This is a genomic window from Candidatus Poriferisodalis sp., assembly GCF_965219595.1.
Taxonomy (GTDB): Bacteria; Actinomycetota; Acidimicrobiia; order Acidimicrobiales; family Poriferisodalaceae; genus Poriferisodalis.
The window spans coordinates 462,050-483,648 of record NZ_OZ244781.1; the positions used below are offsets into that span (position 1 = coordinate 462,050).

Sequence of the window (21,599 nt, forward strand, 5' to 3'; positions counted from 1 at the left end):
CAGCTATGGCGACGGAGATTTGCCGCCCGAACCGGCGGCGACGAGCCGGGCCGAGCGCCTCTCGACGGCCAGGCCGTCGCTGAGCGGGAGGTCGTTCGCGGCTCGCAGACAGCGGCGCAGCGCCCGGGCCACCGGTTGATCGATCCGGGCGAGCTGACCCGCCAATTCCGCTGTGCGGCTGTCGAGATCGTCGGGCGGCACGACCTCGGCGACGATGCCGAGCCGGAGAGCCTCGGCTGCGTCGATGTTTCTGCCGCTGAGCACCAGCGGCAAGGCAGCCACAGGTCCGATGGCCGCGGTGAGGCTCTGGGTGCCGCCGGCAGCGGGAAGCATGCCGAGCTTGGCTTCTGGCAGGCCCATCACCGAGTCCTCGCTGGCGATGCGCAAGTCGCACAGCAGCGACATCTCCAGGCCCGAGCCGAGCGCGTAGCCGTGCAGCGCGCACAGGGTGGGCACTGGCAAGTTCACCAGCGGCAACCACGGGTCGCGGTCCCAGCGAATTCGCCGTGCATCGAAGATCGACTCGGCGGTGCCGAACTCGGAAAGGTCAGCGCCTGCGCTGAAGTGCTTGCCCTCGGCGGCGAGAACCACGCAGCGCACGTCGGGCACGTCGCGCACGGCAGTGATCGCCTCGATGAGCCCGTCGCGCATGTCCAGGTCGTAGATGTTCAGCGGAGGGTGACACAGCGTGATCGTGGCCACGCCGTCATGGCCGAACACCAGTCGCACGCGCTCAGCCATGCCGATCACCGCCCGACTCGGCTAGGGAAGCCGGAGCGTGAGCGACATTGCTGCAGGAAACCCGGCTCGCCAGCGGCGTCACTGCGCCCGCCAGCGACACACGTGTGTGCTGGGGTGCGACGCCCGCGAGCTGATCCACCGCGATGCCTGCCGCCAGCAGTCCGGCAAGCGGATCGGGGTAGGAAAACGCGGGCGTCCGCGGCTCGTCGCCCAGCAAACCGAGGCCCGAGGCGGCGTGGACGCCGGTGCCGTAGGCAATCCAGTCGCGCTCCGGCGAGTCCGGTTCGAACGCAGTGATCGCCAAGGTGCGCAGCCGCGGATGGCGGGCACACAGTTGCGAGGGCAGCAGGTCCAGGTTGCCGAGCGCCCGCGGAGAGAGGGAGGTAACCAGAAGGTCTGCCGTCGCCAAGAGCTCGTCGAGGCTCCGGCGGCCTGCCGGGTGCCGGGGGTCAAGCTCGACTGCGGTCTTGTGCGCGTTCAGCTCGTCGTACATCGCCGTGCCCGCCAGGCCGTCAGGCCGTGCCGCAGAGCTGACCTTGCGCACGTCTGCGCCCGCGCGGCCCAGCAGCTCAGTGCACAGCGGCCCGGCCCACATCGAGGTCAGGTCCACCACGTTGACACTGCCAATGCCGGATGAGGCCCGTGCCGCGCCGGACGCGCCGAGGTCGATGCCGGATGCTGTCGGCGGCGTGCCGGATGCTGAGATCGCACCCCGGCGGGTGGACGCAACCGGAAGCCGGCGGTAAGGCGTCACCGGCAAGCGCCACTCCTGGGCCGCAACCGCGACGGCTTCTGGATTGGACTCGCCGCGGTGCACATCGGCGAAACGTTCCCAGGTTTCCGCGTCGTCGGGTCCGAGGTCGACGCACAGCGCGCCATCACCCCACGCAACTGGTCGGCTCGGCACGTCGGTAGTCCCGACCCGACGGGGCATCTCGATCCAGCTCTGGGAATCGCCCACCACGCCAGTGCCCAGTCGTCGATCGACGGCAGCTGCCAGCTCGGTGCCATATTCGAACAGGCCCGGCGGCAGCCAATCGCTCACGGCTAACGCCCTGAACTGTGTCTGATGCTTCTCATGGCTAACGCCCTGAGAAGTCGGGCGGGCGCTTGTCGAAGAAGGCGGCGAGACCCTCGGCGCGGTCTTCGGTAGCTGCGAGCTGGTGATTCAGGTCGCCTTCGAGTCGCAGGCCGTCAGCCAGCGGCAGCTCGGAGCCCCGGTGCACGGCCTCCTTGGCGAACTCCAGCGCCAGCGGCCCCGCGCCAGCCAGCTCGTCCAGCCAGCGATCCACCGCCTCGTCCAGATCATCCTCGACGGCGTGTGCCAGCCCCCACTCCAGCGCAGTCGCCGCATCCAATTCGGTTCCGAGCAGCAGCATCGAACTCGCTCGCGAGGCACCGACCGCACGGGGCAGCCGCTGGGTGCCGCCCCAGGCCGGCAGCCGCCCCTCCAGCGCATCGCGCATCGCGAATCGAGCGCTCGAATCGCACAGACGGACATCGCAGGCCAGCGCTATCTCGAGTCCCGCACCAGCGCATACGCCCGAAATGGCGCAGACCACCGGGCTCCGAACCGCGGCCAATGCCGACGCCGGGTCGGGCTGCAGCTCCAGTGGGTCAAAGCCGATGCCCGAGCAGAAGTCGCTGCCGGGCTCGTTGCGCAGCACCAGCACCGCCGGCTCGCGCGCCTCACGCACCGACGCGCACAGATCAGCCAGTGCACGCGCCGCGGCGCGGTCCAGCGCGCCGCCTCGCAGTGTGTGCTCGATGCGTTTCAGGGTGCCACCACCCCCTCGGGTGGCCGGCGCAGGTTTCCCCTAATCGGCCGACTTGGTCTTCTTGGGCTCCTGCAGCGCCATGTCCTTGCCGTTGCACTGCAAGGTCACTGCGCCCGGCTTGGTGACGAGCACCTCGATGCCGGAATCCTCGTCCTGGTAGCGCTTGCCGACCTTCAGTCCCTCGCCGCCAGACGACGCGGAGATGTCAGCCTCACCGCCCTTGGTGACGATGACCTGTACGCCGCCGTCGAAGTCCAGACGCTCTCCAGCCTTGGTCGCCACAGCATCCCCCTGGTCTCATCGTGTCAATGCGAAATGTGGTCCGTATGAAGCTACACGCCGCGCCGCGGCATTACCTCGCCTTGAGCACACTCGAACCGGCGGCTCAGAATCGTTCCAGACGAGACGGCACAATGATCCGGTGACGTCGCACCGCGCAGCGCTGGTGGTCGGGGGAACCGGCCCGACCGGGCCGCTCGTCGTCAACGGGCTGATCGAACGCGGCTACGACGTGACCATCCTGCACACCGGACGGCACCAGACCGACCTGATCGGCCCCGAAGTCCGCCGCATCTACACCGACCCCTTCGACGGCGAGGCCACCGCCGCAGCGCTCGGCGACGAGTCGTTTGACCTGGTCGTGGCCATGTACGGGCGGCTGCGGATGCTGGCGCCGCTGCTGGCGGGACGCTGCGGCCATTTCGTGTCGATCGGCGGTGTCGGCGTGTACCGGGGCTTCGGCAGCCCCGACGACCTGTTCCCGCTCGGCATGCCGGTGCCGCTGCCGTACGGCGCGCCGCTGGTCGGCGACGGCGAGGAGTTCCGCAAGCTGCGGATGATCCGGGTCACTGAAGAGGCCGTCTTCGAGCACCACCCCAGCGCGATCCACCTGCGCTATCCCCAGCTCTACGGACCACGCCAGCCGTTGCCACGTGAGTGGCCGCTGGTGCGCAGGGCACTCGACCGGCGGCCTCACCTCGTGGTGGCCGACGGGGGCTTGACGGTGAAGAGCCAGGGATGGATCGGCAACGCCGCGCACGCCACGCTGCTGGCGTGCGATGCGCCTGCCGCCGCGCTCGGCGGCATCTACAACGTGGCCGATTCGTCAGCGCTGTCGATCGCCCAGATCGCCGAGGTCATCGCGGACGAGCTTGGCCACCGCTGGGAGTTGGTGTCGCTGCCCTACGAGCTGGCAGCACCGGCACGCCCGCTGGTGGGCAGCTGGTCCACCACGCACCGGGTGCTCGACATCGGTCCGACGGTGCGGGATCTCGGCTACCACGACGTGCTGGCGCCCGTCGATGCGTGGCGGGCGGCCACTCGCTGGCTGGTTGAGAACCCGCCGGAACGCGGCGGGGCGCTCGAGCAGCGGCTGGGCGATCCCTTCGACTACGACGCCGAGGACCGCCTGATCGCGGCATGGAAGGACGCTCGTCGCGGTCTTGCGACCGCGTTGGACGGCATCGAGTGGTCCAGCGAGCCCAACTACGGCAGCGCGTACGTCGGCAACCGCCCGAACCCGGGCGTCACCGAGAAACGCGAGAACCTGAACGCAACCGAGTCCTAGGCAAGTCCAGTCGCCAGCTCGCCCAATCGGCGAGAACGCCCAGCAGGACTGCTCAGCGCGCCAGCGGGCCCCGCAGGAGCTGACCCGGCACGGCGCCGGTCACCTTGCCGTGCTCGGTGATGACTTCGCCATTCACAATGGTGGCCGCGAAGCCGGTGGCCGTTTGGCGCAGGCGCGGAGCGCCCGCCGGCAGGTCGTGCACCAGCACAGGCATGTCTGGTGACACCGTGTCGGGATCGAACACATTCACGTCAGCCGCCTTGCCCACTTCCAGCACGCCACGATCGTCGAAACCCCATGCCGTCGCGGGCAGCTGCGTGATGCGGTGCACGGCGTCTTCCAGCGTGAACTCCTGACGATCGCGTACCCAGTGGCCCAGCAGGTGCGTCTGCAGCGACGAGTCCATGATCTGTGTGACGTGCGCACCGCTGTCGGAAAACGTCGGGATCGCCCGGGGGTGCTTCAACAAGTGCAGCACCAGATCCTGGTCCTGATTGGCGAGGGCCTGGACGAAGAACATCTCCAAATCGCTGTCGAGCGCAAGATCGACGAACGCTTCCATCGGCGTCGTACCACGCTCGGCAGCGATCACGTCCATCGTGCGGAACGGCGGCAGCGGCTGCGTCAACGGGTAGATGTGCGACCAGATCGGCTTGCGGGCTTCGGGCCCGAGGGCCCTGCCGTAGTCGCCATTCTCAGCCTCGTCCACCAGCCGAGCCCGGATCTCGGGGTCTCGGAGCGCCGACCACTGCTCGCCCCGAGAGTCGGCGCGCAGCTCGCGCCACAGCGGCAGAGCATCGAACGGCAGCGAGGTCTTGAACGACAGCAGCGTGCCCAGGCAACGGGAATGCGCCTGCCCCCACGAAGTGCCGCCGGCGGCGTTGATGCCGTCGAGCAGCTTGATCACCGGCTTCCAGTGGTGGTCCTCGCTGGAGGGGGCGAGCATGCCGTAGGTGATCGGCACCCGGGTACGGGCGCCCAGCTCGACGATCTTGGCCACATAGGCGTCGTTCCGTTCGGTGTCGCGTGAGCGCAGATCGCCGTGATTGGCCAGCTCGAAGATGCCAGCGCCCATGACGCCCATCTCACTGACCAACGCATCGATCTCCGACCATTCCGCCAGGCGCGAGGCCACCGGGCGGTCGTCGGCGGTCTCATGGTTGTACGAGATGGAAGTGGTGAAGCCGATGGCGCCGGCGTAAAGCGAATCGCGCAGCTGCTGCAGCATCAGCGCCAGCTCGTCATCGTTGGCGCCGCGGTCGAAGGCGGCCTCGCCCATGGCCCACGTGCGCAGCGCCGAATGGCCGAGGTAGCCGGCGTAGTTGATGCCCTTGGGCGTGGCGTCCACGAAGTCGAGGTATTCGGGAAAGGTCTCCCATGTCCAGTCGATGCCTGCAGACATGGCTTCGGCGGAGATGTCCTCGGCCCGCTCGAGGTTGCGCACCACGAGGTGGCGGGCATCGGCGCGGGCGGGCGCCAGCGTGAAGCCGCAGTTGCCCATCACGGCGGTGGTCACACCGTGGAAGCACGAGCTCTCGCCCATCGGATCCCAAGCGATCTGGGCATCCATGTGGGTGTGCACGTCGATGAACCCGGGCGTCACGACGTGGCCCTCGGCGTCGATGGTGCGATCGACCCTGCGGCCTGCGAGATCGCCGGGCGACTCGCCAATCTCAGCCACGACGCCATCGGAGATGAGCACGTCGGCGCGGCGCGGCTCAGCGCCCGTGCCGTCGATCAAACTCCCGCCTGAAATCAGCAGATCACCCATGTCGTGCCCCCGTCATCGCCGCCGCTTCCGCACGCGGCCGTGCCCGCATCAGCGTACGGCAGCGGGAGGTCGGGCACCGGCGGAAGCGCGGCCCCAAACGGCCCCGCGAGGCTCCCGTCCCGCCTCATATGCTGCGCGCCGTGACACTTGAAGCAGAAGCATCCCAAGTCATCGACCAGTTGAACGCCCTGGGCCGACCGTCATTCCAAGATGTCGGCTTCGAGCGTGCCCGAGCGGGCTTCGAGGAAATGCCGCCCGCTGGCGAGTTCGTCGAGGTTGCCTCCACGGAGGACCGGACGATTCCCGGCCCCGACGGAAATGAGATCGCCGTGCGCATCTACCGGCCCGGCGACGGCGCGGCCACTGCCGATGCAAGCGGCGTGCTCGGCTGCCTCGTGTATTTCCACGGCGGCGGCTGGGTGGTCGGCAGCATCGAGACCCACGACCGCACGTGCCGGGCGCTCACGATGCTGGCCGGAGTCGTGACGGTGTCGGTGGACTACCGGCTCGCACCCGAGTTTCCGTTCCCAGCGCCGGCTGATGACTGCTGTGCCGCCACCCAGTGGGTGATCGACAATGCCAGCGAGCTGGGCATCGACCCGGCTCGTGTGGCGATCGGCGGCGACAGTGCAGGTGGCAATCTCGCCGCCGCCGTTGCGCTCATGTGCCGCGACGGCGCAGCGAATGGCGACGCTTGCGGCCAGCCGGCCCTGCAGGTGCTCATCTACCCGGTCACAGATTTCGACCGCGACACCCATTCGATGATCGCCAACGCCGAGGGCTACCTGCTGACCCGCGACACGATGGCCTGGTTCGACGATCACTACTGCGCGCCGTCCGAGCGAGCCAATCCCTATGCGGCCCCGCTCGCGGTGGACGATCCCTCGGGCGCCGCGCCTGCCTTCGTCATCGTGGCCGGTCACGATCCGCTGCGCGACGAGGGCGTCGAATACGCACAGAAGCTTGCCGATGCCGGAGTGCCCACCACGCTCATCGAGTACCCGGGCCAGTTCCACGGTTTCTTCGGCATGACCCGCTTCCTGGATCAAGCACACGAGGCGCAGGAATTCACCGCCATTGCGATGCGGCGTGCCCTCGCGGCCCCCGAGGCCGACTGACCGAAACCGGCCGACGAGCACGACGCGGCGACATCAGCGAGGAGAGACGGAAGACATGCCATTGCGAGAGAGCCATCGGGCCGGGACACCCTCGTGGGTCGACTTGGCGACCACCGACGTGGAGGGCGCCATCGACTTCTACGGCGCGGTCATGGGCTGGGAGTACGAGCGCGACCCCACCGGCGAGATCAATTACGTCATGGCTGTTGTGGACGGGCACCCGGCCGCCGGAGTGTTCGACATGCCCCCCGAGATGCTCAGCGAAGGCGTGCCGCCCTGCTGGAACGTTTACGTCACCGTGGACGATGCCGACGAGTTCGCCGGTCAGGTGGCGGCGGCCGGCGGAGCGGTCATGCGACCGGCCATCGACGTGCCCGAGCCGGGTCCAGCCGCCGCCGGCCGCATGGTCATCGCTGCCGACCCGACGGGCGCCGTGTTCTGCACGTGGACGCCGATTACCGCGATCGGTGCAGGCATCGTGAATGCCCCCGGTGCATTCACCTGGGCCGAGGTCGCCACGCACGACAACGACGCCGCAGAAGCCTTCTACTGCAAGCTGTTCGGCTGGGAAGCGGGGACGATGGAAGGTGTGCCCGACTCTCCGACAGTGTTCACGCTCGACGGGGAACCGGTGGCGAGCACGTCGGTGGCACCGCCTCCCGGTGTGCCGCCGCACTGGCGGGTGAGCTTCGGGGTGAACGACGTCGACGCCGCCTGCGCTGCGGCGACGGCCAACGGCGGCAACGTGATCGTGCCACCCTTCGACTGGGGCCCGGGCCGCATGGCCACGATCGCCGACCCCGTCGGCGCAACATTCGACGTGGTCACCCTCACCGACTGGCCCGAGTAGGGCTCAGCAGAGAGCGCCTGCCGCCTCGAGCGCTGCGATCTCGTCGGGGTTGAGCCCGAGCAGGCCGGTGAGCACCTCGTGCGTGTGCTGGCCGAGCATGGGAGCGGGCGAGCGCACGCCATTGGTGCCGTCGGAGAGGAGCCACGGGATGCCGACGTGGCTCATCTGGCCCACGACCGGGTGATCCAGGCGCTCGATCAGCCCGCGCTCGGCGAGGTGCGGGTTGACTTCGAGTGAGCGTGAGCTGAGCGAGGGGAAGGCGGGCACGCCGGCAGCTTGCAGCAGCTCGGTGATGTCCCACTGGTCACGCTCACGGGTCCACGCGCCGATGAGCTTGTCGAGCTCGGCCTCATTGGCCTTGCGGTCGGCGGCGGTGGCGAATCGCTCATCATCGGGATCGATGCCGGTGATCCTCGCCAGCGCAGCCCACTCGGCTTCGTCGACGCAGCAGACGGCTATCCAGTCATCGTTACCGGCACAGCGATACAGGTTGTGCGGAGACCACAGGGGGTCGAGGTTGCCCATCGGATCCGGCTGCGTGCCCCGCATCACCCATTCCATCCAACCCTCAACGGTGCACGCCGTGGTGGCCTCCCACATCGACGTGTCGATGAACTGACCCTCGCCGGTGCGTCGCCGCGCCACGAGCGCGGCGACCAGCGCGTACGCCGTGGCAATCCCGGCCGCCGGGTCGCCGAGCGACACACCGAGCTCGTCTGCGTCTGCTCCGGGGTAGCCGGTCATCGATGCGAGGCCCGACAGCGGCCCGGTGGTGGGTCCGTAGCCCATGTAGGACTGGTACGGCCCATGGTGGCCGTAGCCGCTGATGGCGCCCACGATCACGTCGGGACGCTCTGCGGCCAGGGCCTCGTAGCCGAGACCCCATCCGTCCATGACGCCGGTGGCGTAGTTGGACACCACCAGGTCGCACGACAGCGCCAAGCGCTTCGCCAGTGCACGCCCTTCGGGAATGCCCAGGTCGATGGTGATGCTCTGCTTGCCTTGGCCGTATTGGTTGAAGTAGCCGTTGGTGTCGAGCGTCGGCGTGTGACGGCCCGACTGCGTCGGCAGACGGCGGCCGAGATCGGGCCGGGCCGACGATTCCACCTTGATCACCGTGGCGCCGAGGTGCGCCAGGTGCAGCGTGCAGTAGGGACCCGCCCAGACCCAGGTGAAGTCCGCCACCGTGACGCCGTCGAGCGGGCGGCTCGACGGTGTGTTCGAAGATGCAGGCGAAGGTGCTGGCAGTGATGCCGTCGCTGTGTCAGTTGCGGCAAATGAAGCGCCGCTGTGCTCGCCCAGCGACGGTGCCGGTCGGCGGATGGACCACCACGAATTCGTGAGCCGCGACGGCGCGCCCGGCACGGTGATGTCTCCCAGCCCCGGCTGTTCGTAGGTGACGAGGAAGTCGCGGGCTGCCAGGTGCGGGTCGGCGGCCATCTGCGCCACCGTGTTCACCGGGGCAAACGCCAGGCGCTCTGCCTGGCCCCGATGAAACAGCTCCGTCACCGGCTGCGCAGCGATCCACTCGCCGAGCCACATGCGCAGCAGGTCTTCGTTCTCGAAGCGACCCTCGAGCGTGTCGAAGATGTCCATGTCGGCCCACTCCGGCCGGCCCATGAAGTCCTTCAGCCGCTCCCACTGATCGGCCTCGACGCACACCAGGAAGATGTGCCCGTCGCTGGTCGGGAAGATCCCCCACGGGTTGAGAATGCGAGCACCGAGGCGGCTGGGGTTCTCGCCCCGGTACGACCAGCTGATGAACGCTGCTTCCAGCATGCCGACGACGTAGGACATCTGGGCGAAGTCGATGTGCTCGCCGCGACCGGTGCGCTGTGCACGGTCGACGGCGGCGAGCGATGCGCATGCAGCCGCGAAGCCCGACTGGAAGGCAGCTTGGTGGCCGTGGGGCTTCAGCGGGGGCAGCTCGGGATCGGCCACGCAGCCGGGGGTAAGCCAGCCCCAGCCGCCGCCGTGAACGACCTGCAGCTCGGTCGCTCGCCAGTCCGCATACGGACCGGTCTGCCCGAATGGCGTGATCGACATCGTGACCAGCGACGGATGCTGCGCCCGCAGCGGTTCTGCTGTGAGGCCGTGCGCAGCCGCTGTTGCCGGCGCCAGATCGTGGATGAACAGGTCTGCGTCGGCGAGCAGCTGTTGCAATGTTGCGCGGCCGTCTGGCCGGGCGAGGTCCACCACGATGCCGCGCTTGTTCGTGTTGATGGCAGCGAACAGTCCACCCGTCAGCTCAGAGCCGGCATCGGGGACGATCTGGGAAGCAGGACGCTCACGGTCAGCAGCGAATGGCCCGCGACGGCGCGCAGCGTCGCCCTGCGGCGGCTCGACCTTGATGACGTCGGCGCCAAGGTCGGCGAGCAGCTTGGCCGTCCACGGAGCCGCCACCATCTGTCCCAGCTCGACGACACGGATGCCGTCAAGACCGCGCGCGGTCATCGAAGCGTGCGGCCTTCGCGGGCTCGGTTCCCGGGCGTGCCTGATGACCGCCCGCTAGCGCTGCGGCGGCTCAAGGCGACTCGTGCTTGAACGACAGCCGCACCTTGGTACGGAAGGCTGCGATCGCGCCGCCCTCGATCACGACGTCCTGCTCGACAACCTCGGCTACCCGCAGATCTCGCAGGGTCTTCGAGGCCTCGGTGATGGCGTTCTGCGTCGCCTTCTCCCACGACTCCTCGCTGGTGCCGATCAGCTCGATCACGTTGTAGACGCTGCTCATTGGATTCTCCCCCGGCGGCGCGCTGTGTGCCGCACGAACGTGGTGTGCCCTACAGTCTGCCCCACCGGAGCACACTGGATCGCTCGCAGGAACGAGCCCCACACCGAACAGGTCGGCACCTTGAACGAATCACCTCAGCGCAACCGCAACGCTGTCGAGAAAGTCATCACGCTGGTCGCGGCAAGCCGGATTTCTTGGGAGGATGCGGCACGTCGAGGAGTTGCCGAGGCCACCAAGACGATCCGCGATCTGTCGGTGGCCCACGTCGAAGAGCGCGACGTGATGATCGTGGAAGGCGAGATCGCCCTCTACCGCATCAAGCTGCGGGTGGCGTTCCGCGTCGACCGGATGCGGCCTGGCCTGACGCCGGGCGCGCCCGATGTGGAGGTGACGCGCTGGCTCATCGTGGCCAACCAGACGCTGGGCACCGGCGAGGTCGTTGCCGAGATCGACCGGCTGAATTCCCACGGCCCGTGCGAGTTCCACCTGCTGGTGCCGATGACGCATTCGAAGAGCTATGCGCGGGCGCGCCGGCTCTCGATGCTCGCTGCCGACCCCGTGACGGGGATCCCGTCCGAGCACGTGCCTGCTGCGGATTACCTGGGACCCGACACGTTGGGCATGGAGCAGGCGCAGAAGCGTCTCGACGCCCAGCTTGCCAAGATCGCAGCCGCGTCCTACGCCGCGACCGGTGAGCTCGGCGACCCTGATCCGCTGCGGGCGATCCAGGCGGTGCTGTCACGCTCCAGCTTCGACGGCATCATCCTGTCGACCCTGCCGGCAGGGGCCTCACGACTGGTCGGCGCCGACCTGCCGTCACGGGTGCGGCGCCTCACGAACCTGCCGGTGACGTACCTGCCCGGTAAAGAGCCCGGCGAGCTCTAGTAGCGCGATCGGCTCACTTCGAACAGCGGGCCGGCTGCAGAATTTCCGCAAGTCAGGCACGACGGGCGCGATCGCGGCGATGATGACGGGCGCTGGCACGAAGACGATCAGGCGCAGGGAGACGACGATGTCGACAACCGGATCACGCACGCACGCCGAACGACGGGCGGCGGCATTCGAGGTGTACGAGCGATTCACCAACGGGGAAGTCGACCCCGAGCGAGCGCAGCGGTCGATGACCCGGCGCCTCGGCGCTCTGGGCACATTTGCCTTCGACGTGGTGATGGGCGACGTGTGGTCGCGGCCCGAGCTGTCGCGCCGTGACCGCAGCCTGATCGTGATCACGGTGCTCGCCACGATCGGTTCAAGCGAGGAGCTGTCTCTGCACACGGAGGTCGGCCTGAACCACGGCCTGACGCGCGCTGAGATCGAAGAGGTCCTGATCCAGGTGGCCGCCTACGCCGGCTTCCCGATGGCAATGGCGGCATCCCGGGTGGTCGACGAACGGTTCCGCACACTCGACGAGGTCGATCGGCTGCCTGAGCGTTCGGGCGCCGCTGAGCTCGATGACGATGAGCGGGAGCGCCGCGCGGCCGAGGTACGCAGCACGCTCACGGCCGGCCGCGCCGCGAGCGATCCCTCCGAGGACATGTCACGCCTGGTCGAGCACCTCGGTGAGGTTGGGCGCATCGCCTATCACTGGGCGTTCGGCGACCTCTGGTCACGGGACGAGCTGTCTCGGCGAGACCGCAGCATCGTGGTCATCGCGATCCTGACTGTGCTGAGCCGCACCGACGAGCTGGCGTTCCACGTGCCGGCGGGCCTCAACCACGGGCTGACACGCACCGAGATCGAAGAGATCATGGTGCAGATGACCATCTACGGCGGCATCCCCCGCGCCGTCGAGGGCTACCAGGCGATGAAGAAGGCCTACGGGAAGATCGACGCCCGCAGCTAGAACGTGCCGAAGCGGGCTTTGGCGTCCTCGCTGGTGATGGACCTGGCGGAGGCGTCGCCGTCGAACTCGGAGAGGTCGCCCAACCGGGTGATCTGGGCGTAACCCCGCAACTGATGCTTGGCCATCTGCACCGACAGTGAGGGCAGATCCAGCAAGCGTGCAACCCAGCGGTCGACGGCCGCATCCAGCTCGTCATCGCCCTCGCACACCTCATGCGCCAATCCCCACTCGGCGGCCCGCCGCCCGTCGATGCGCTCGCTGGTCATCACGAACTGGCGCGCACGTGACATGCCGAGCTCGGCGATCAGCCGCGGCGTGGCGCCCCATGGCAGCGGCACACCCAGCTCCACCTCGGGCACGTACCACATCGCATCGGCCTCGCTGATGCGGAAATCGCAGCTCGTAGCAAAGCAGCATCCGCCGCCGATGGCATGCCCGTGCACCCGAGCGATCGTGACCGCTTCGCAATCCTCGATGGCTCGGGCCGCCCGCCGCCCCAGCTGGTTGATGTAACGGGCCTCGCGGTCGTTCGCGGCAGAAGGCGGCTGCTCCTTGCGATCAGCACCGGCGCAGAACGACTTCCCCCGCCCGCCGAGCACGACGACCCGAAACTGTGTTTGCCCGTTCAACGCCAGAAACAGATCCCCCACCTCACGGATCATCAGCTGGTTGTGCGCATTACGCGACTCCGGCCGGTTCAACCAAACCCGAAGCGTCTCCCCATCAGGCTCCAGCTCGATCGTCTTCAACGACGGCATCTCAAACGACAACAAACTCATCCCGCCATCCTTGCCGACGACGATGAAGCCCGCAGCGGGACTAGTCCGGGTCAGTTACGGACCCGGCAGCCTGATCGGCTCTCCCGGCTTCCTCACCTGCGCCAACAGCCAGCTAGCTCGTCTCGCCACTCTCAAGAGCCTGAATAATGATGTCGCGGACACGCTCCACCTGTTCAACGACGTCTTCGAGAACATCGGCGTACTCGATACCGGTCAGCAACCGCAGCGCTATCCATAGGTGATCGCCTGGGGTCCAGGAGTGTTCGACTTCGGGTTCTGCACTGCGAATGGCGTCGATTTCCTTGTCCCTGTTGCGCCAGACCCGCAGCCAGAGTGGAGTGGTACTCGTCTTCGCCCACTGGTGGCAGCTGAAGTACAGCGCAAGATCTGATGACCGGAGACTGCCGTCGCTTGTGCAGAACCTGAAGAACCGCAGATAACCGTCGTATTGAGGCGTCGCCCTCAGCCCCTCCGTCGTCATCCAGCCTTGCCGTCGACCGTGCGCATCCACGACGTCATCGACGATCCGGCAGAAATCCAAGTGTCGGCGAGGTATTGCCGGATTGAAGTCCTCTGCGTGCAGGGGCGCGATCGCCTTGTCATCCTCGGCGTTCGCCAGGCTCCTCAGCTGCCGAATGTTGGACGTCATCGACAAATCAACGGGCTCAAGGTGGTTGAGCAGCGCGTACCAACTGGTTAGCGCCACGCGCCATTGGGCATCGGTCCGCTGGGAGTCGCTGACATCCGCCACCTTCAACGGGCCGACGGCGCGATCCGACCCGAGACTCAGATCTGGTGCATCGTCGAATTGCCCTCTGATCTTGGCCCAGAGCGTCTCACGTCGAACCTCGGGTGCTACGAACAACAAGGTCGCGCCGGCTTTGTCGGCTGCCAGGTGCTTGACATATCCGCTTGCCTGGCCGCTCAGCAACGCTGCCCAGAACTTCGATTCAATGATCAGCCGAATCGCGCCGTCGGCGTCGTAGCCGACGAGATCTAGCCGTCCCCCATCGAAGACGGTCACCTGGGTACTTGCCCGGTGCATGGACCGCATCTGATATCCGCTCTCGCTCACGAGTGAGCCAAGCGCCGCTCGGCACAACTCCGACTGGTTCAGGATGTATGCGAGCGCATCGGTCGCGGCGTCTTCCACCTGGGGAGTCAGTTTGGAAACTAGGTGCGCCAGCAGCGAGTGATCGTCTTCCACGGTGATGCTCTCTCAGTCGATGAGCGGTGCCGCAGAATCTATTTCGCGCAAGTATTCATTAGCGCAGTGCAGTGCGACGTTCTCTCTCAGTCGATGGGCTGCGTCGCCGGCGATGTCGGGTAGTCGTCGTGGCGGCCGGTGTCGCCGGGCTGGATCACGAAGTCTCGCCGGTCGCGGTACAGGCGGGCTCGGTTGATGACGTAGTTGTCTTCGCCGGCGAGCGGGCTGATCTTGCGGTAGTCGGTCATCAGCCAGTACTTGTGATCGCCGACGAACAGGTACGTATTCGACATGCGGAAGAAGCGCCCCGTGACGCCCTCGCTGGCGTGGAACCGGGCGCAGACCGCCGCGAGCAGGTCCCGCTGGTCGTCCTTCTCGCTCAGCACGTACTCGTGCGGCCACGTGTCCCGATAGGTCACGGCCTCGCGCCACGGCGCGGCCTCGATGAGTTCAGTCAGTTGCCTGCCCATGGTCGCCAGCCTCGCGCTGGGGTGTGACAAGTCGCGAACGCGCTGCGCCCGGGTCGTGCAAGCCGGTTGGAAACGGGGCCTCCCAGCTTCCGCTGTCAGGCAGCCGGTTCGGGCCACGGCGGGACCCGGAATTCGCAGCGCGATCCGCTGGCTCTTGCTGCCTTGCGGTCGAGCGTGACGAGGGGCCAGTCGAGCCTCTCCGCGAGGGCGACGTACCACGCGTCGTAGGCGGTGAAATTGAAGCGAAGCTCCCAGACGCGATCGGCGAACGGGCCAAACGGGTAGAGGTCGAGGCCGAATCGGGTGAGCTCACGCTGGGATGCCGTTGCTTCGAGTCGTGTTATCTCGTGCGAGAGTTCCAGACGGCGCAGGATGTTCGACGACTCGGCGGGCAGCAGCTCAGGTGCGGCCATCGGTTTCTGTGCGAGCTGCTCAAGCGCCCACCGGCCGTCATCGCCGTCGTCGATGAGCGCAGCCAACAGAGTCGAAGCATCAATGACTGCGCCCACTTCGCTCACTTCCTGTCTGCGTCGCGTGCCGCGAGGATCGTGGCGGCCGAGACCCGAGTGCCCGCAGCTTCCTTGCGCCGTCGGATCTCCTCCAGCAACGACGCCACCGACGGCTTCGCAACGAGGTGCTCGAGTTCCCCCCGCAGGTATTCCTGCATCGACTGGCGCTGCTCGGCAGCCCTAGCAGCGAGCTCGTCGCAAACGTCATCGGGCACGTTCCGGATGGTGATCTGCTTAGCCATGCCCGCATTCTGCCAGCATTGCCCGCATTCTGCAAGCACTGCATATTGACCAGCGCACATCTGCTGAACCTCGCGCAACGCGTCGATCTCACGCAACTCAATTTCGATTGCCACGCGCCGACCAACGCATTCGGGGGCCAGAATGTCGGCCATGAGTGAGAGCAATGGCACATCCACCCCTGACCTGTCCGGTGTGAAGCACTACGACGTGGATGCGCTGGGTACGCGGATTCATGTGGCGGAGGTGGGCGAGGGGCCGATGGTGCTGTTCGTCCATGGCTTCCCGGAGTCGTGGTATTCGTGGCGCCACCAACTGCCTGCGGTGGCAGCGGCTGGATATCGGGCGGTGGCGATCGACGTGCGCGGCTACGGCCGCTCGTCGGCGCCCGCTGCGGTCGACGACTACCGCATGGTTCGCCACGTCGCCGACAATGTGGGGGTCGTGCGGGCCCTCGGCGAGGACACGGCCGTGATCGTCGGCCACGACTGGGGCGCACCCATCGCTTGGAGCTCAGCCCTGCTGCGGCCCGACATCTTCACCGCGCTCGGCTTGGTGAGCGTGCCGTACAACGCCCGCAGCGACTTCAAGCCCAGCGCCGCCTTCCGCATGATGGGCGGCGACAAGGAGTTCTACATCGAGTACTTCCAGGAGCCTGGCCGTGCCGAGGCTGAAATGGAGGTCGACCTTCCCCACTGGCTGCTGGGCATGTACTACGCCGCCTCGGGCGACGGCGTACGGGCCCGGCAGGCATCGGGCGACTCGTCAGGCGGCGGCTTCGGCGTCGCCCCCGGCGGCAAGCTGTCGGACAACTTCATCTGGCCCGAAGCAGGCTCCTGGCCCCACTGGATGTCGGAGGCCGATTTCGCCTACTACACCTCGGAGTTCACCCGCACCGGCATGTCGGGCGGCCTGAACCGATACCGCAACGTGGACCGCGACTGGGAGGACATGGCCGCCTTCGACGGCGCAGCCATCACCCAGCCGAGCCTGTTCGTGGGCGGCGAGGTCGACGGCCCGACCGTGTGGGGCGCCGGCTCCATCGCCAAGTTCGGCGAGACCATGCCCAACCTGCACAAGTCGGTGATCCTCGACGGCATCGGCCACTGGGTGCAGCAGGAAGCCGCTGACGAGCTCAACGCCGAACTGCTCGACTTCCTCGCCGCCCTCTAGATGATTGGTTCCAAGGGGTTAGTGGTCGTAGGGGGTTAGTGATCGTGGGGATCGTTCGGGGTGGTGGGCTCTGTTGTGCCAGATGGCGGCGGTGAGGGCGAGGATGCGGGTCAGGACGCGCACGGCGACGCCGGCGCGGGTGCGGCCGTTGTGGCGTTCGAGGCTGAGCTGGCCTTTGAGGGTGTCATAGACCGATTCGATGATCTGGCGGAAGGGCCGCAGGAACCGCTGGTGGGGGCGGTCGGGCTCGTTGCGGGCAGCGGGCCGCACGACGGTGATCGCGGCGCTGTTGAGGTCGGCTTCGAACGCTTTGCTGCGGTAGCCCTTGTCGACGATGAGGGTCTGGCCGGGCCGTGTCAGGCCTGCCCGGTCGATCATGGCAGCGCAGATGTCGCGTTCGTCGGCTTTGGCGCCGGCGAGCGCGAACGCGACCGGCAGCCCTGCGGGGGTGGCGATCATGTGCAGCCGCAGCCCCCAGAACCAGCGCGAATGGGCCGCGCACCAGCCGTACTCCGCCCATTCGGCGAGACCGGAACGCTGGGCGGTCTGGCGGCTGGCGCCGCACGGCACCGGCGTGGAATCGGCCAGCCACACGTCGTCGTGCCAGTCCGGGCAGTCACGGGCCAGCGCCGCGATGACACGGCCGATCATGTCCCCGCAGCGGCGCAGCCGCTTGTTGAAGCCGTCGTGATTGGGCACATAGGGGAACCACGGCACCAGATGCTCCTGCGCGAAGCGCACGAAGCGGCGCTCGGAGTCGAACCCCAAAAGCGCCGAGATCACCGCCAGGGTGACCAGCTCCGCGTCGGACAGCCTCGGGGCGAACCCCACCTCGGGCCGCCGCGGCGCCCAATGCGGATTATCGGCCAACAAGTCGTCTATCCGCACATACAGTGCAGTCGCGAGGGTGTCCAAGTCCGGGCCCATGCTGAGAACCTCCAACATCGAAGCGTGAATACACACCCCGAGCTTGGACACCCTCACCCCACCAGCGGTGGACCCCCGCCCACCCCTTGGAACCAATCATCTAGGTCCGAGTCTCAGCCTTCCGTACGGTTTTTGCGAGGCTAAGACTCGGGAAAACTAGGGTTAAGACTCCCGAGAATTCCCGACGCACGAACATGCGCGGATGAGCGGGTCGCTAGGCCAAGCGAGTGGATCGGCGGGTGGCGAACAGCGGGGCCACGTAACCGATCGCGGCGACTGCGGCGCCGAACAGGAACGTGGCTCGCAGCCGGCCGAGCGACGGATCCTCACCGGTGAAGGCCAGCATCGACTGGATCCCCAGGATGATGCCCATCCACATGACCGTCTGGTTCATGCCGTTGGCCATGCCGAGGTCCTTGTCTTCGACCGAGTTGGCGACCAGCACCTGGTAAGCGGGTGAGCCGACGCCTGCGGAAACACCCGACAGCACCAGCCCCACCATGATCGCCGCGAGGCCCCAGCCCACCGGCTTGGCGCCCAGGGCGAAGGCGATCATCGAGCCGATCATCGCGGAGGTGCCGAAGAACATCGGGATCCGGGCGCCGATCTTGGTCACCAGCGTGCCGCCCAGCGGCGAGGCCACGGCGAACGCGCCGGGCCGGGGCACCATGAGCATCGCAGCGATGCCCACCGAGAAGCCATACCGCTCCTGCAGCACCCAGGGCACCACCATGAAGCCGCCCATGTACGCGAACTGGTTGGCCGGCGCCGACAGCAGCGGCAAGGTGAAGCTGGCTCGGCGGAACAGGCGCAGGTCCAAGAAGGGGGCGGGTGCGCGGCGTTCCCACAGCACGAACAGCGCGAAGCAGACCACCGCCCCGCCGAGCATCAGCATGAGCGTCTGGTCTGACAGCAGCCCATCGCCCGCCCGCAGGAGCATCGGCAGCCGGGTGATCGCCCACAGCACCAGCAGCGTGCCGCCGGCCAGCAGCAGTGCCCCCAGCACGTCGATCGGTACCCGAGCGCCCCGCGGAATCGGCTTGACGACGACGGCGGCAAAGATCAACGACACGAGGCTGATCACGCCGAACAGCAAGAAGATGCCGCGCCAGCCGAACACGTTCAGCAGCGGCCCGCCGACGACGACGCCGATCGTCGGCGCACCGGTCATAGCGAACTGGAACCAACCGACGGCCCGTGCCCGCTCGGCCGGGCCGAACGCGTGCATGAGCAGCGCCATGCCCGAGGGCATCAGCAGCCCGCCGCACAGCCCGAACACCACTCTTACGGCGATGAAGGTGCCGATGTCGGGCACCCAGTAGTTGGCGATCATCGACGCGGTCATCCCGACGATGCCGATGAGGAAGATACGGCGGTGCCCGAACCGGTCGGCCAGCTTGCCGCCGGCGGGCGTCGAGACAGCCATGGCCAGCATGAGGCCGGTGATGACCCAGCCGGCCGTGGGCAGTGAGGTTCCCAGGTCTTCGGCGATCGGCGTCAGCGAAACCCCCACCAAGGTCATCAACGAACCGAACCCGAGCACTGCCAGCCCGATCACGCCGAGCAGCCGCCACCGGTAGCTGTCTGACGGGGGCGCATCGGCAGCAGTCGCAGGACGATCGGTGGGAGCAATGGGCGACGGCGACGGCCGCGGGGCGGGGGGTGCCACCGCTGGAGCGAGCGGCCGACCGGCCGCATCGAGAATCTGCGGCACGACGGTGAAAACCGACGGCCGCCTCGCAGCCAGCCGTGCTTGCGCGCGCACGCTCCGTCCTGCGGGCTTCACGTGCTCAGAACCGACAGGGCAGCGCTTCGGGCGAGCCTTTTGCTCTTCGCGGCGCGGTCGGTGTCACGGGCTCAGTAAACGCCCTCGTGCAGCGTTTGCCTCAACGTCGCCATGCGTGACGGCGAACGTGACAGGCGCTCAGCGCGTGAGGTGACCGTCCTCGAGCATGGCGTCGGCCTGGTAGCGGGCGATCTTGCCCATCTCGGGATGCGTCAGCACCCAGAATCGGTCGGTCCGCACGGCGTCCAGCACCATCGGCCCCACCTCGGCGGGGTCCATGCCCTCGGACAGGTAGCCCTTGAGCATGTCCCAGAACTTGTCGCCCTGATCGGTGCGCACGTGATGAGCGGCATCTTCGGGGTCACGATTGCGCTGGCTGTACACGATGTTGGTATTGATCGGCCCCGGGCACAGCACCGAGGCATGCACGTTCGAGTTCCGCAGCCGCAGATCTCGCTCCAGCGTGGCCATCAGCGCCACCACACCGTGCTTGGACACGTTGTACGCGCCCAGCGAGGCACCGCCGTACAGCCCGGCCACCGAAGCAGTCGAGTTGATGTGGCCCTCGCCGGTCGCTTCGATGATCGGCAGGAACACGTGGCAGCCGTAGATCGGCCCCCACAGATTGATGTCGAGCGTCCAGCGCCAGTCCTCGAGCGACATGTCCCCCACCGGTCCGGGGATGCCGACGCCAGCGTTGTTGCACAGCACATGCACCGCTCCGAACTGCTCCACGGCAGCCTCGGCGAGCGCCTCGATCTGCGCCAGCTGCGAGACGTCGGTGCGCACCGCGATGGCCTCTGCACCGGCCTCGCGAACCTCGGCGGCGGCATCGTTCAGCGGGGCTTCCTCGATATCGGCCAGCACTATCTTCATGCCTGCTGCCGCGAACGTATCGGCCATGGCGCGGCCCATGCCGCTCGCCGCGCCTGTCACTACAGCAACTCTGCCCTCGACCTCCATGGCCCCTCTCTTGCTGGTTGTTGGATTGGCGGGTTAGTCGAAGTCGATGACAGTGCGGGTGCCGACGCGCTGGCGCATCTGCTCGTAGCCCACGTTGATGTCCTCCAGCGGCATGTGCGCCGAGATCATCTCGTCGAGCATGAGGCGGCCGTCGAGGTACATGTCGACGTAGCGCGGCATGTCCACCCGGAATGCGTTCGAGCCCATCATCGAGCCCTGCAGCCGCTTCTCGAGCATGAACACCTCATAGCCCGGGATCTCGATCTTCTCGCCGAACGGCATCATGCCCACGATGACGGTGGTGCCGCCGGGCCGCGACGACGACCACGCCTGCTCGCAGGTCTGCTTCAGCCCGATGCACTCGAAGGCGTAGTCCACGCCGCCGCCGGTCATCTCCTTGATGGCTTCGACCGGGTCGCCGTCGGAGGCGTTGACCGTGTCGGTGGCGCCCACTTGGCGGGCTGTTTCCAGCTTGTCGTTCTCGACATCCACCGAGATGACCCGACCGGCCCCGGCGATGCGGGCGCCCTGCACAGCCGACAGGCCGATGCCGCCAGCGCCGTACACAGCTACGGTCGCACCGGGCTCGATGCGGGCCGTCTTGAACACTGCACCTAGCCCCGTGGTGACGCCGCAGCCGATGAGCGCCGCACGGTCGAGCGGCATGTCGTCACGGATCTTCACGACAGCGTTCTGGTGGATCAGCATCTCCTCGGCGAATCCGCCGAGACGGGCGAACTGGCCCACCTCGGTGCCATCTGGCTTGGCCAGCCGTGGTGCGGTACCGGAAGGCCGTGCAACGGCAGCGGGATTGGCGCAGATATTCGGACGACCGGTCAGGCAACGCTCGCAGTGGCCGCAGAAGACCGACAGGCAGGAGATGACATGGTCGCCGGGCTTCACGTATGCGACGTTCTCGCCTACTGCTTCGACCACGCCCGCGCTCTCATGGCCCATGACAGCCGGGAGCTGGTACGGCCAGTGGGCATCCATGAAGTGCAGGTCGCTGTGACACAGGCCCGCGTGCACCACCCGCAACAGGACCTCGTCGGGAGCGGGCGCATCAACAGAAATGTCCTCGATGTCGAGTTCGCCCGGAATCTCGTTGAGCACTGCAGCTTTCATGGTCGGCGTCCTCTCCCG

Annotated in this window: 22 protein-coding genes; 6 read left to right on the plus strand and 16 right to left on the minus strand. The window is 67.4% G+C overall.

The annotated features are described in order from the left end of the window. Positions 1-3: 3 nt before the first annotated feature. From ACOQPE_RS02025 to ACOQPE_RS02040, 4 genes are all read right to left on the minus strand, one after another. On the minus strand, positions 4-741 hold the full coding sequence (locus tag ACOQPE_RS02025) for an enoyl-CoA hydratase/isomerase family protein (protein WP_420610264.1): 738 nt from the start codon (positions 739-741) through the stop codon (positions 4-6). After that, positions 734-1,786, minus strand: coding sequence for a CoA transferase (locus ACOQPE_RS02030; RefSeq protein WP_420610265.1), 1,053 nt, complete (start codon positions 1,784-1,786; stop codon positions 734-736). The genes ACOQPE_RS02025 and ACOQPE_RS02030 overlap by 8 nt, the downstream gene beginning before the upstream one ends. A 37-nt stretch (positions 1,787-1,823) precedes the next feature. Continuing rightward, positions 1,824-2,438 (minus strand): enoyl-CoA hydratase/isomerase family protein, encoded by a 615-nt coding sequence (locus tag ACOQPE_RS02035; RefSeq protein WP_420610266.1) that lies wholly within the window; start codon positions 2,436-2,438, stop codon positions 1,824-1,826. Between the two features lie 120 nt (positions 2,439-2,558). After that, on the minus strand, positions 2,559-2,801 hold the full coding sequence (locus ACOQPE_RS02040; protein ID WP_419855495.1) for a hypothetical protein: 243 nt from the start codon (positions 2,799-2,801) through the stop codon (positions 2,559-2,561). Between the two features lie 139 nt (positions 2,802-2,940). Between ACOQPE_RS02040 and ACOQPE_RS02045 the strand changes: the two genes are divergently transcribed. Further along, on the plus strand, positions 2,941-4,086 hold the full coding sequence (locus ACOQPE_RS02045; RefSeq protein WP_420610267.1) for a hypothetical protein: 1,146 nt from the start codon (positions 2,941-2,943) through the stop codon (positions 4,084-4,086). Positions 4,087-4,138: 52 nt separating this feature from the next. On the opposite strand, the gene ACOQPE_RS02050 is transcribed toward ACOQPE_RS02045, so the two are convergent. Further along, the gene (locus ACOQPE_RS02050) at positions 4,139-5,857 is read right to left on the minus strand and encodes an N-acyl-D-amino-acid deacylase family protein (protein WP_420610268.1); all 1,719 of its coding nucleotides are present in this window, start codon (positions 5,855-5,857) and stop codon (positions 4,139-4,141) included. 140 nt (positions 5,858-5,997) lie between these two features. Between ACOQPE_RS02050 and ACOQPE_RS02055 the strand changes: the two genes are divergently transcribed. Then, positions 5,998-6,975 carry an alpha/beta hydrolase gene (locus ACOQPE_RS02055; protein ID WP_420610269.1) on the plus strand — a complete coding sequence of 326 codons (978 nt, stop codon included), beginning with the start codon at positions 5,998-6,000 and terminating at the stop codon, positions 6,973-6,975. Between the two features lie 55 nt (positions 6,976-7,030). Beyond that, positions 7,031-7,825 carry a VOC family protein gene (locus ACOQPE_RS02060; protein ID WP_420610270.1) on the plus strand — a complete coding sequence of 265 codons (795 nt, stop codon included), beginning with the start codon at positions 7,031-7,033 and terminating at the stop codon, positions 7,823-7,825. A 3-nt stretch (positions 7,826-7,828) separates the two neighbouring features. Here the strand turns inward: ACOQPE_RS02060 and ACOQPE_RS02065 are convergent, their stop codons facing one another. Beyond that, a complete protein-coding gene (locus ACOQPE_RS02065; RefSeq protein WP_420610271.1) occupies positions 7,829-10,279 on the minus strand; it encodes a CaiB/BaiF CoA transferase family protein in 2,451 nt (816 codons plus the stop codon). Positions 10,280-10,349: 70 nt separating this feature from the next. Beyond that, positions 10,350-10,559, minus strand: a complete 210-nt coding sequence (locus ACOQPE_RS02070) for a dodecin family protein (RefSeq protein ID WP_419855489.1) — start codon at positions 10,557-10,559, stop codon at positions 10,350-10,352. 120 nt (positions 10,560-10,679) lie between these two features. On the opposite strand from ACOQPE_RS02070, the gene ACOQPE_RS02075 reads away from it, so the two are divergent. Together ACOQPE_RS02075 and ACOQPE_RS02080 are read left to right on the plus strand one after the other, a co-directional pair. Then, a complete protein-coding gene (locus ACOQPE_RS02075) occupies positions 10,680-11,444 on the plus strand; it encodes a dodecin family protein (protein ID WP_419855488.1) in 765 nt (254 codons plus the stop codon). Positions 11,445-11,571: 127 nt separating this feature from the next. Then, positions 11,572-12,402, plus strand: a complete 831-nt coding sequence (locus ACOQPE_RS02080; protein ID WP_420610272.1) for a carboxymuconolactone decarboxylase family protein — start codon at positions 11,572-11,574, stop codon at positions 12,400-12,402. On the opposite strand, the gene ACOQPE_RS02085 is transcribed toward ACOQPE_RS02080, so the two are convergent. From ACOQPE_RS02085 to ACOQPE_RS02105, 5 genes are all read right to left on the minus strand, one after another. Beyond that, the gene (locus ACOQPE_RS02085) at positions 12,399-13,181 is read right to left on the minus strand and encodes an enoyl-CoA hydratase/isomerase family protein (RefSeq protein WP_420610273.1); all 783 of its coding nucleotides are present in this window, start codon (positions 13,179-13,181) and stop codon (positions 12,399-12,401) included. The genes ACOQPE_RS02080 and ACOQPE_RS02085 overlap by 4 nt on opposite strands. 112 nt (positions 13,182-13,293) lie before the next feature. Beyond that, the gene (locus ACOQPE_RS02090; RefSeq protein ID WP_420610274.1) at positions 13,294-14,388 is read right to left on the minus strand and encodes a hypothetical protein; all 1,095 of its coding nucleotides are present in this window, start codon (positions 14,386-14,388) and stop codon (positions 13,294-13,296) included. Positions 14,389-14,474: 86 nt separating this feature from the next. Continuing rightward, positions 14,475-14,858 (minus strand): hypothetical protein, encoded by a 384-nt coding sequence (locus tag ACOQPE_RS02095; protein WP_420610275.1) that lies wholly within the window; start codon positions 14,856-14,858, stop codon positions 14,475-14,477. A 95-nt stretch (positions 14,859-14,953) separates the two neighbouring features. Then, positions 14,954-15,376 (minus strand): type II toxin-antitoxin system VapC family toxin, encoded by a 423-nt coding sequence (locus tag ACOQPE_RS02100; RefSeq protein WP_420610276.1) that lies wholly within the window; start codon positions 15,374-15,376, stop codon positions 14,954-14,956. After that, positions 15,373-15,609, minus strand: coding sequence for a FitA-like ribbon-helix-helix domain-containing protein (locus ACOQPE_RS02105; RefSeq protein WP_419916515.1), 237 nt, complete (start codon positions 15,607-15,609; stop codon positions 15,373-15,375). The genes ACOQPE_RS02100 and ACOQPE_RS02105 overlap by 4 nt, the downstream gene beginning before the upstream one ends. Positions 15,610-15,760: 151 nt before the next feature. Between ACOQPE_RS02105 and ACOQPE_RS02110 the strand changes: the two genes are divergently transcribed. Continuing rightward, positions 15,761-16,780, plus strand: coding sequence for an alpha/beta fold hydrolase (locus ACOQPE_RS02110; protein WP_420610277.1), 1,020 nt, complete (start codon positions 15,761-15,763; stop codon positions 16,778-16,780). Between the two features lie 18 nt (positions 16,781-16,798). Here the strand turns inward: ACOQPE_RS02110 and ACOQPE_RS02115 are convergent, their stop codons facing one another. The 4 genes from ACOQPE_RS02115 to ACOQPE_RS02130 all read right to left on the minus strand — a co-directional run bounded on the left by ACOQPE_RS02115 (position 16,799) and on the right by ACOQPE_RS02130 (position 21,581). Further along, positions 16,799-17,707, minus strand: coding sequence for an IS982 family transposase (locus ACOQPE_RS02115; protein WP_420610056.1), 909 nt, complete (start codon positions 17,705-17,707; stop codon positions 16,799-16,801). Between the two features lie 214 nt (positions 17,708-17,921). Next, the gene (locus tag ACOQPE_RS02120) at positions 17,922-19,472 is read right to left on the minus strand and encodes an MFS transporter (RefSeq protein ID WP_420610278.1); all 1,551 of its coding nucleotides are present in this window, start codon (positions 19,470-19,472) and stop codon (positions 17,922-17,924) included. A 159-nt stretch (positions 19,473-19,631) separates the two neighbouring features. Continuing rightward, entirely contained in the window at positions 19,632-20,429 is a 798-nt protein-coding gene (locus tag ACOQPE_RS02125; protein WP_420610279.1) for an SDR family NAD(P)-dependent oxidoreductase, read from the minus strand. 60 nt (positions 20,430-20,489) lie between these two features. Continuing rightward, a complete protein-coding gene (locus ACOQPE_RS02130; RefSeq protein WP_419916519.1) occupies positions 20,490-21,581 on the minus strand; it encodes a Zn-dependent alcohol dehydrogenase in 1,092 nt (363 codons plus the stop codon). Positions 21,582-21,599 lie beyond the last annotated feature (18 nt).

Bases quoted from the DNA above. Each gene is read 5' to 3' on its own strand.
- ACOQPE_RS02085 (WP_420610273.1), bottom strand. From the start codon at position 13,181: ATGAGTTTGTTGTCGTTTGAGATGCCGTCGTTGAAGACGATCGAGCTG.
- ACOQPE_RS02105 (WP_419916515.1), bottom strand. From the start codon at position 15,609: ATGGCTAAGCAGATCACCATCCGGAACGTGCCCGATGACGTTTGCGAC.
- ACOQPE_RS02095 (WP_420610275.1), bottom strand. From the start codon at position 14,858: ATGGGCAGGCAACTGACTGAACTCATCGAGGCCGCGCCGTGGCGCGAG.
- ACOQPE_RS02115 (WP_420610056.1), bottom strand. From the start codon at position 17,707: ATGGGCCCGGACTTGGACACCCTCGCGACTGCACTGTATGTGCGGATA.
- ACOQPE_RS02110 (WP_420610277.1), top strand. From the start codon at position 15,761: ATGAGTGAGAGCAATGGCACATCCACCCCTGACCTGTCCGGTGTGAAG.
- ACOQPE_RS02050 (WP_420610268.1), bottom strand. From the start codon at position 5,857: ATGGGTGATCTGCTGATTTCAGGCGGGAGTTTGATCGACGGCACGGGC.
- ACOQPE_RS02025 (WP_420610264.1), bottom strand. From the start codon at position 741: ATGGCTGAGCGCGTGCGACTGGTGTTCGGCCATGACGGCGTGGCCACG.
- ACOQPE_RS02060 (WP_420610270.1), top strand. From the start codon at position 7,031: ATGCCATTGCGAGAGAGCCATCGGGCCGGGACACCCTCGTGGGTCGAC.
- ACOQPE_RS02070 (WP_419855489.1), bottom strand. From the start codon at position 10,559: ATGAGCAGCGTCTACAACGTGATCGAGCTGATCGGCACCAGCGAGGAG.
- ACOQPE_RS02065 (WP_420610271.1), bottom strand. From the start codon at position 10,279: ATGACCGCGCGCGGTCTTGACGGCATCCGTGTCGTCGAGCTGGGACAG.
- ACOQPE_RS02080 (WP_420610272.1), top strand. From the start codon at position 11,572: ATGTCGACAACCGGATCACGCACGCACGCCGAACGACGGGCGGCGGCA.
- ACOQPE_RS02130 (WP_419916519.1), bottom strand. From the start codon at position 21,581: ATGAAAGCTGCAGTGCTCAACGAGATTCCGGGCGAACTCGACATCGAG.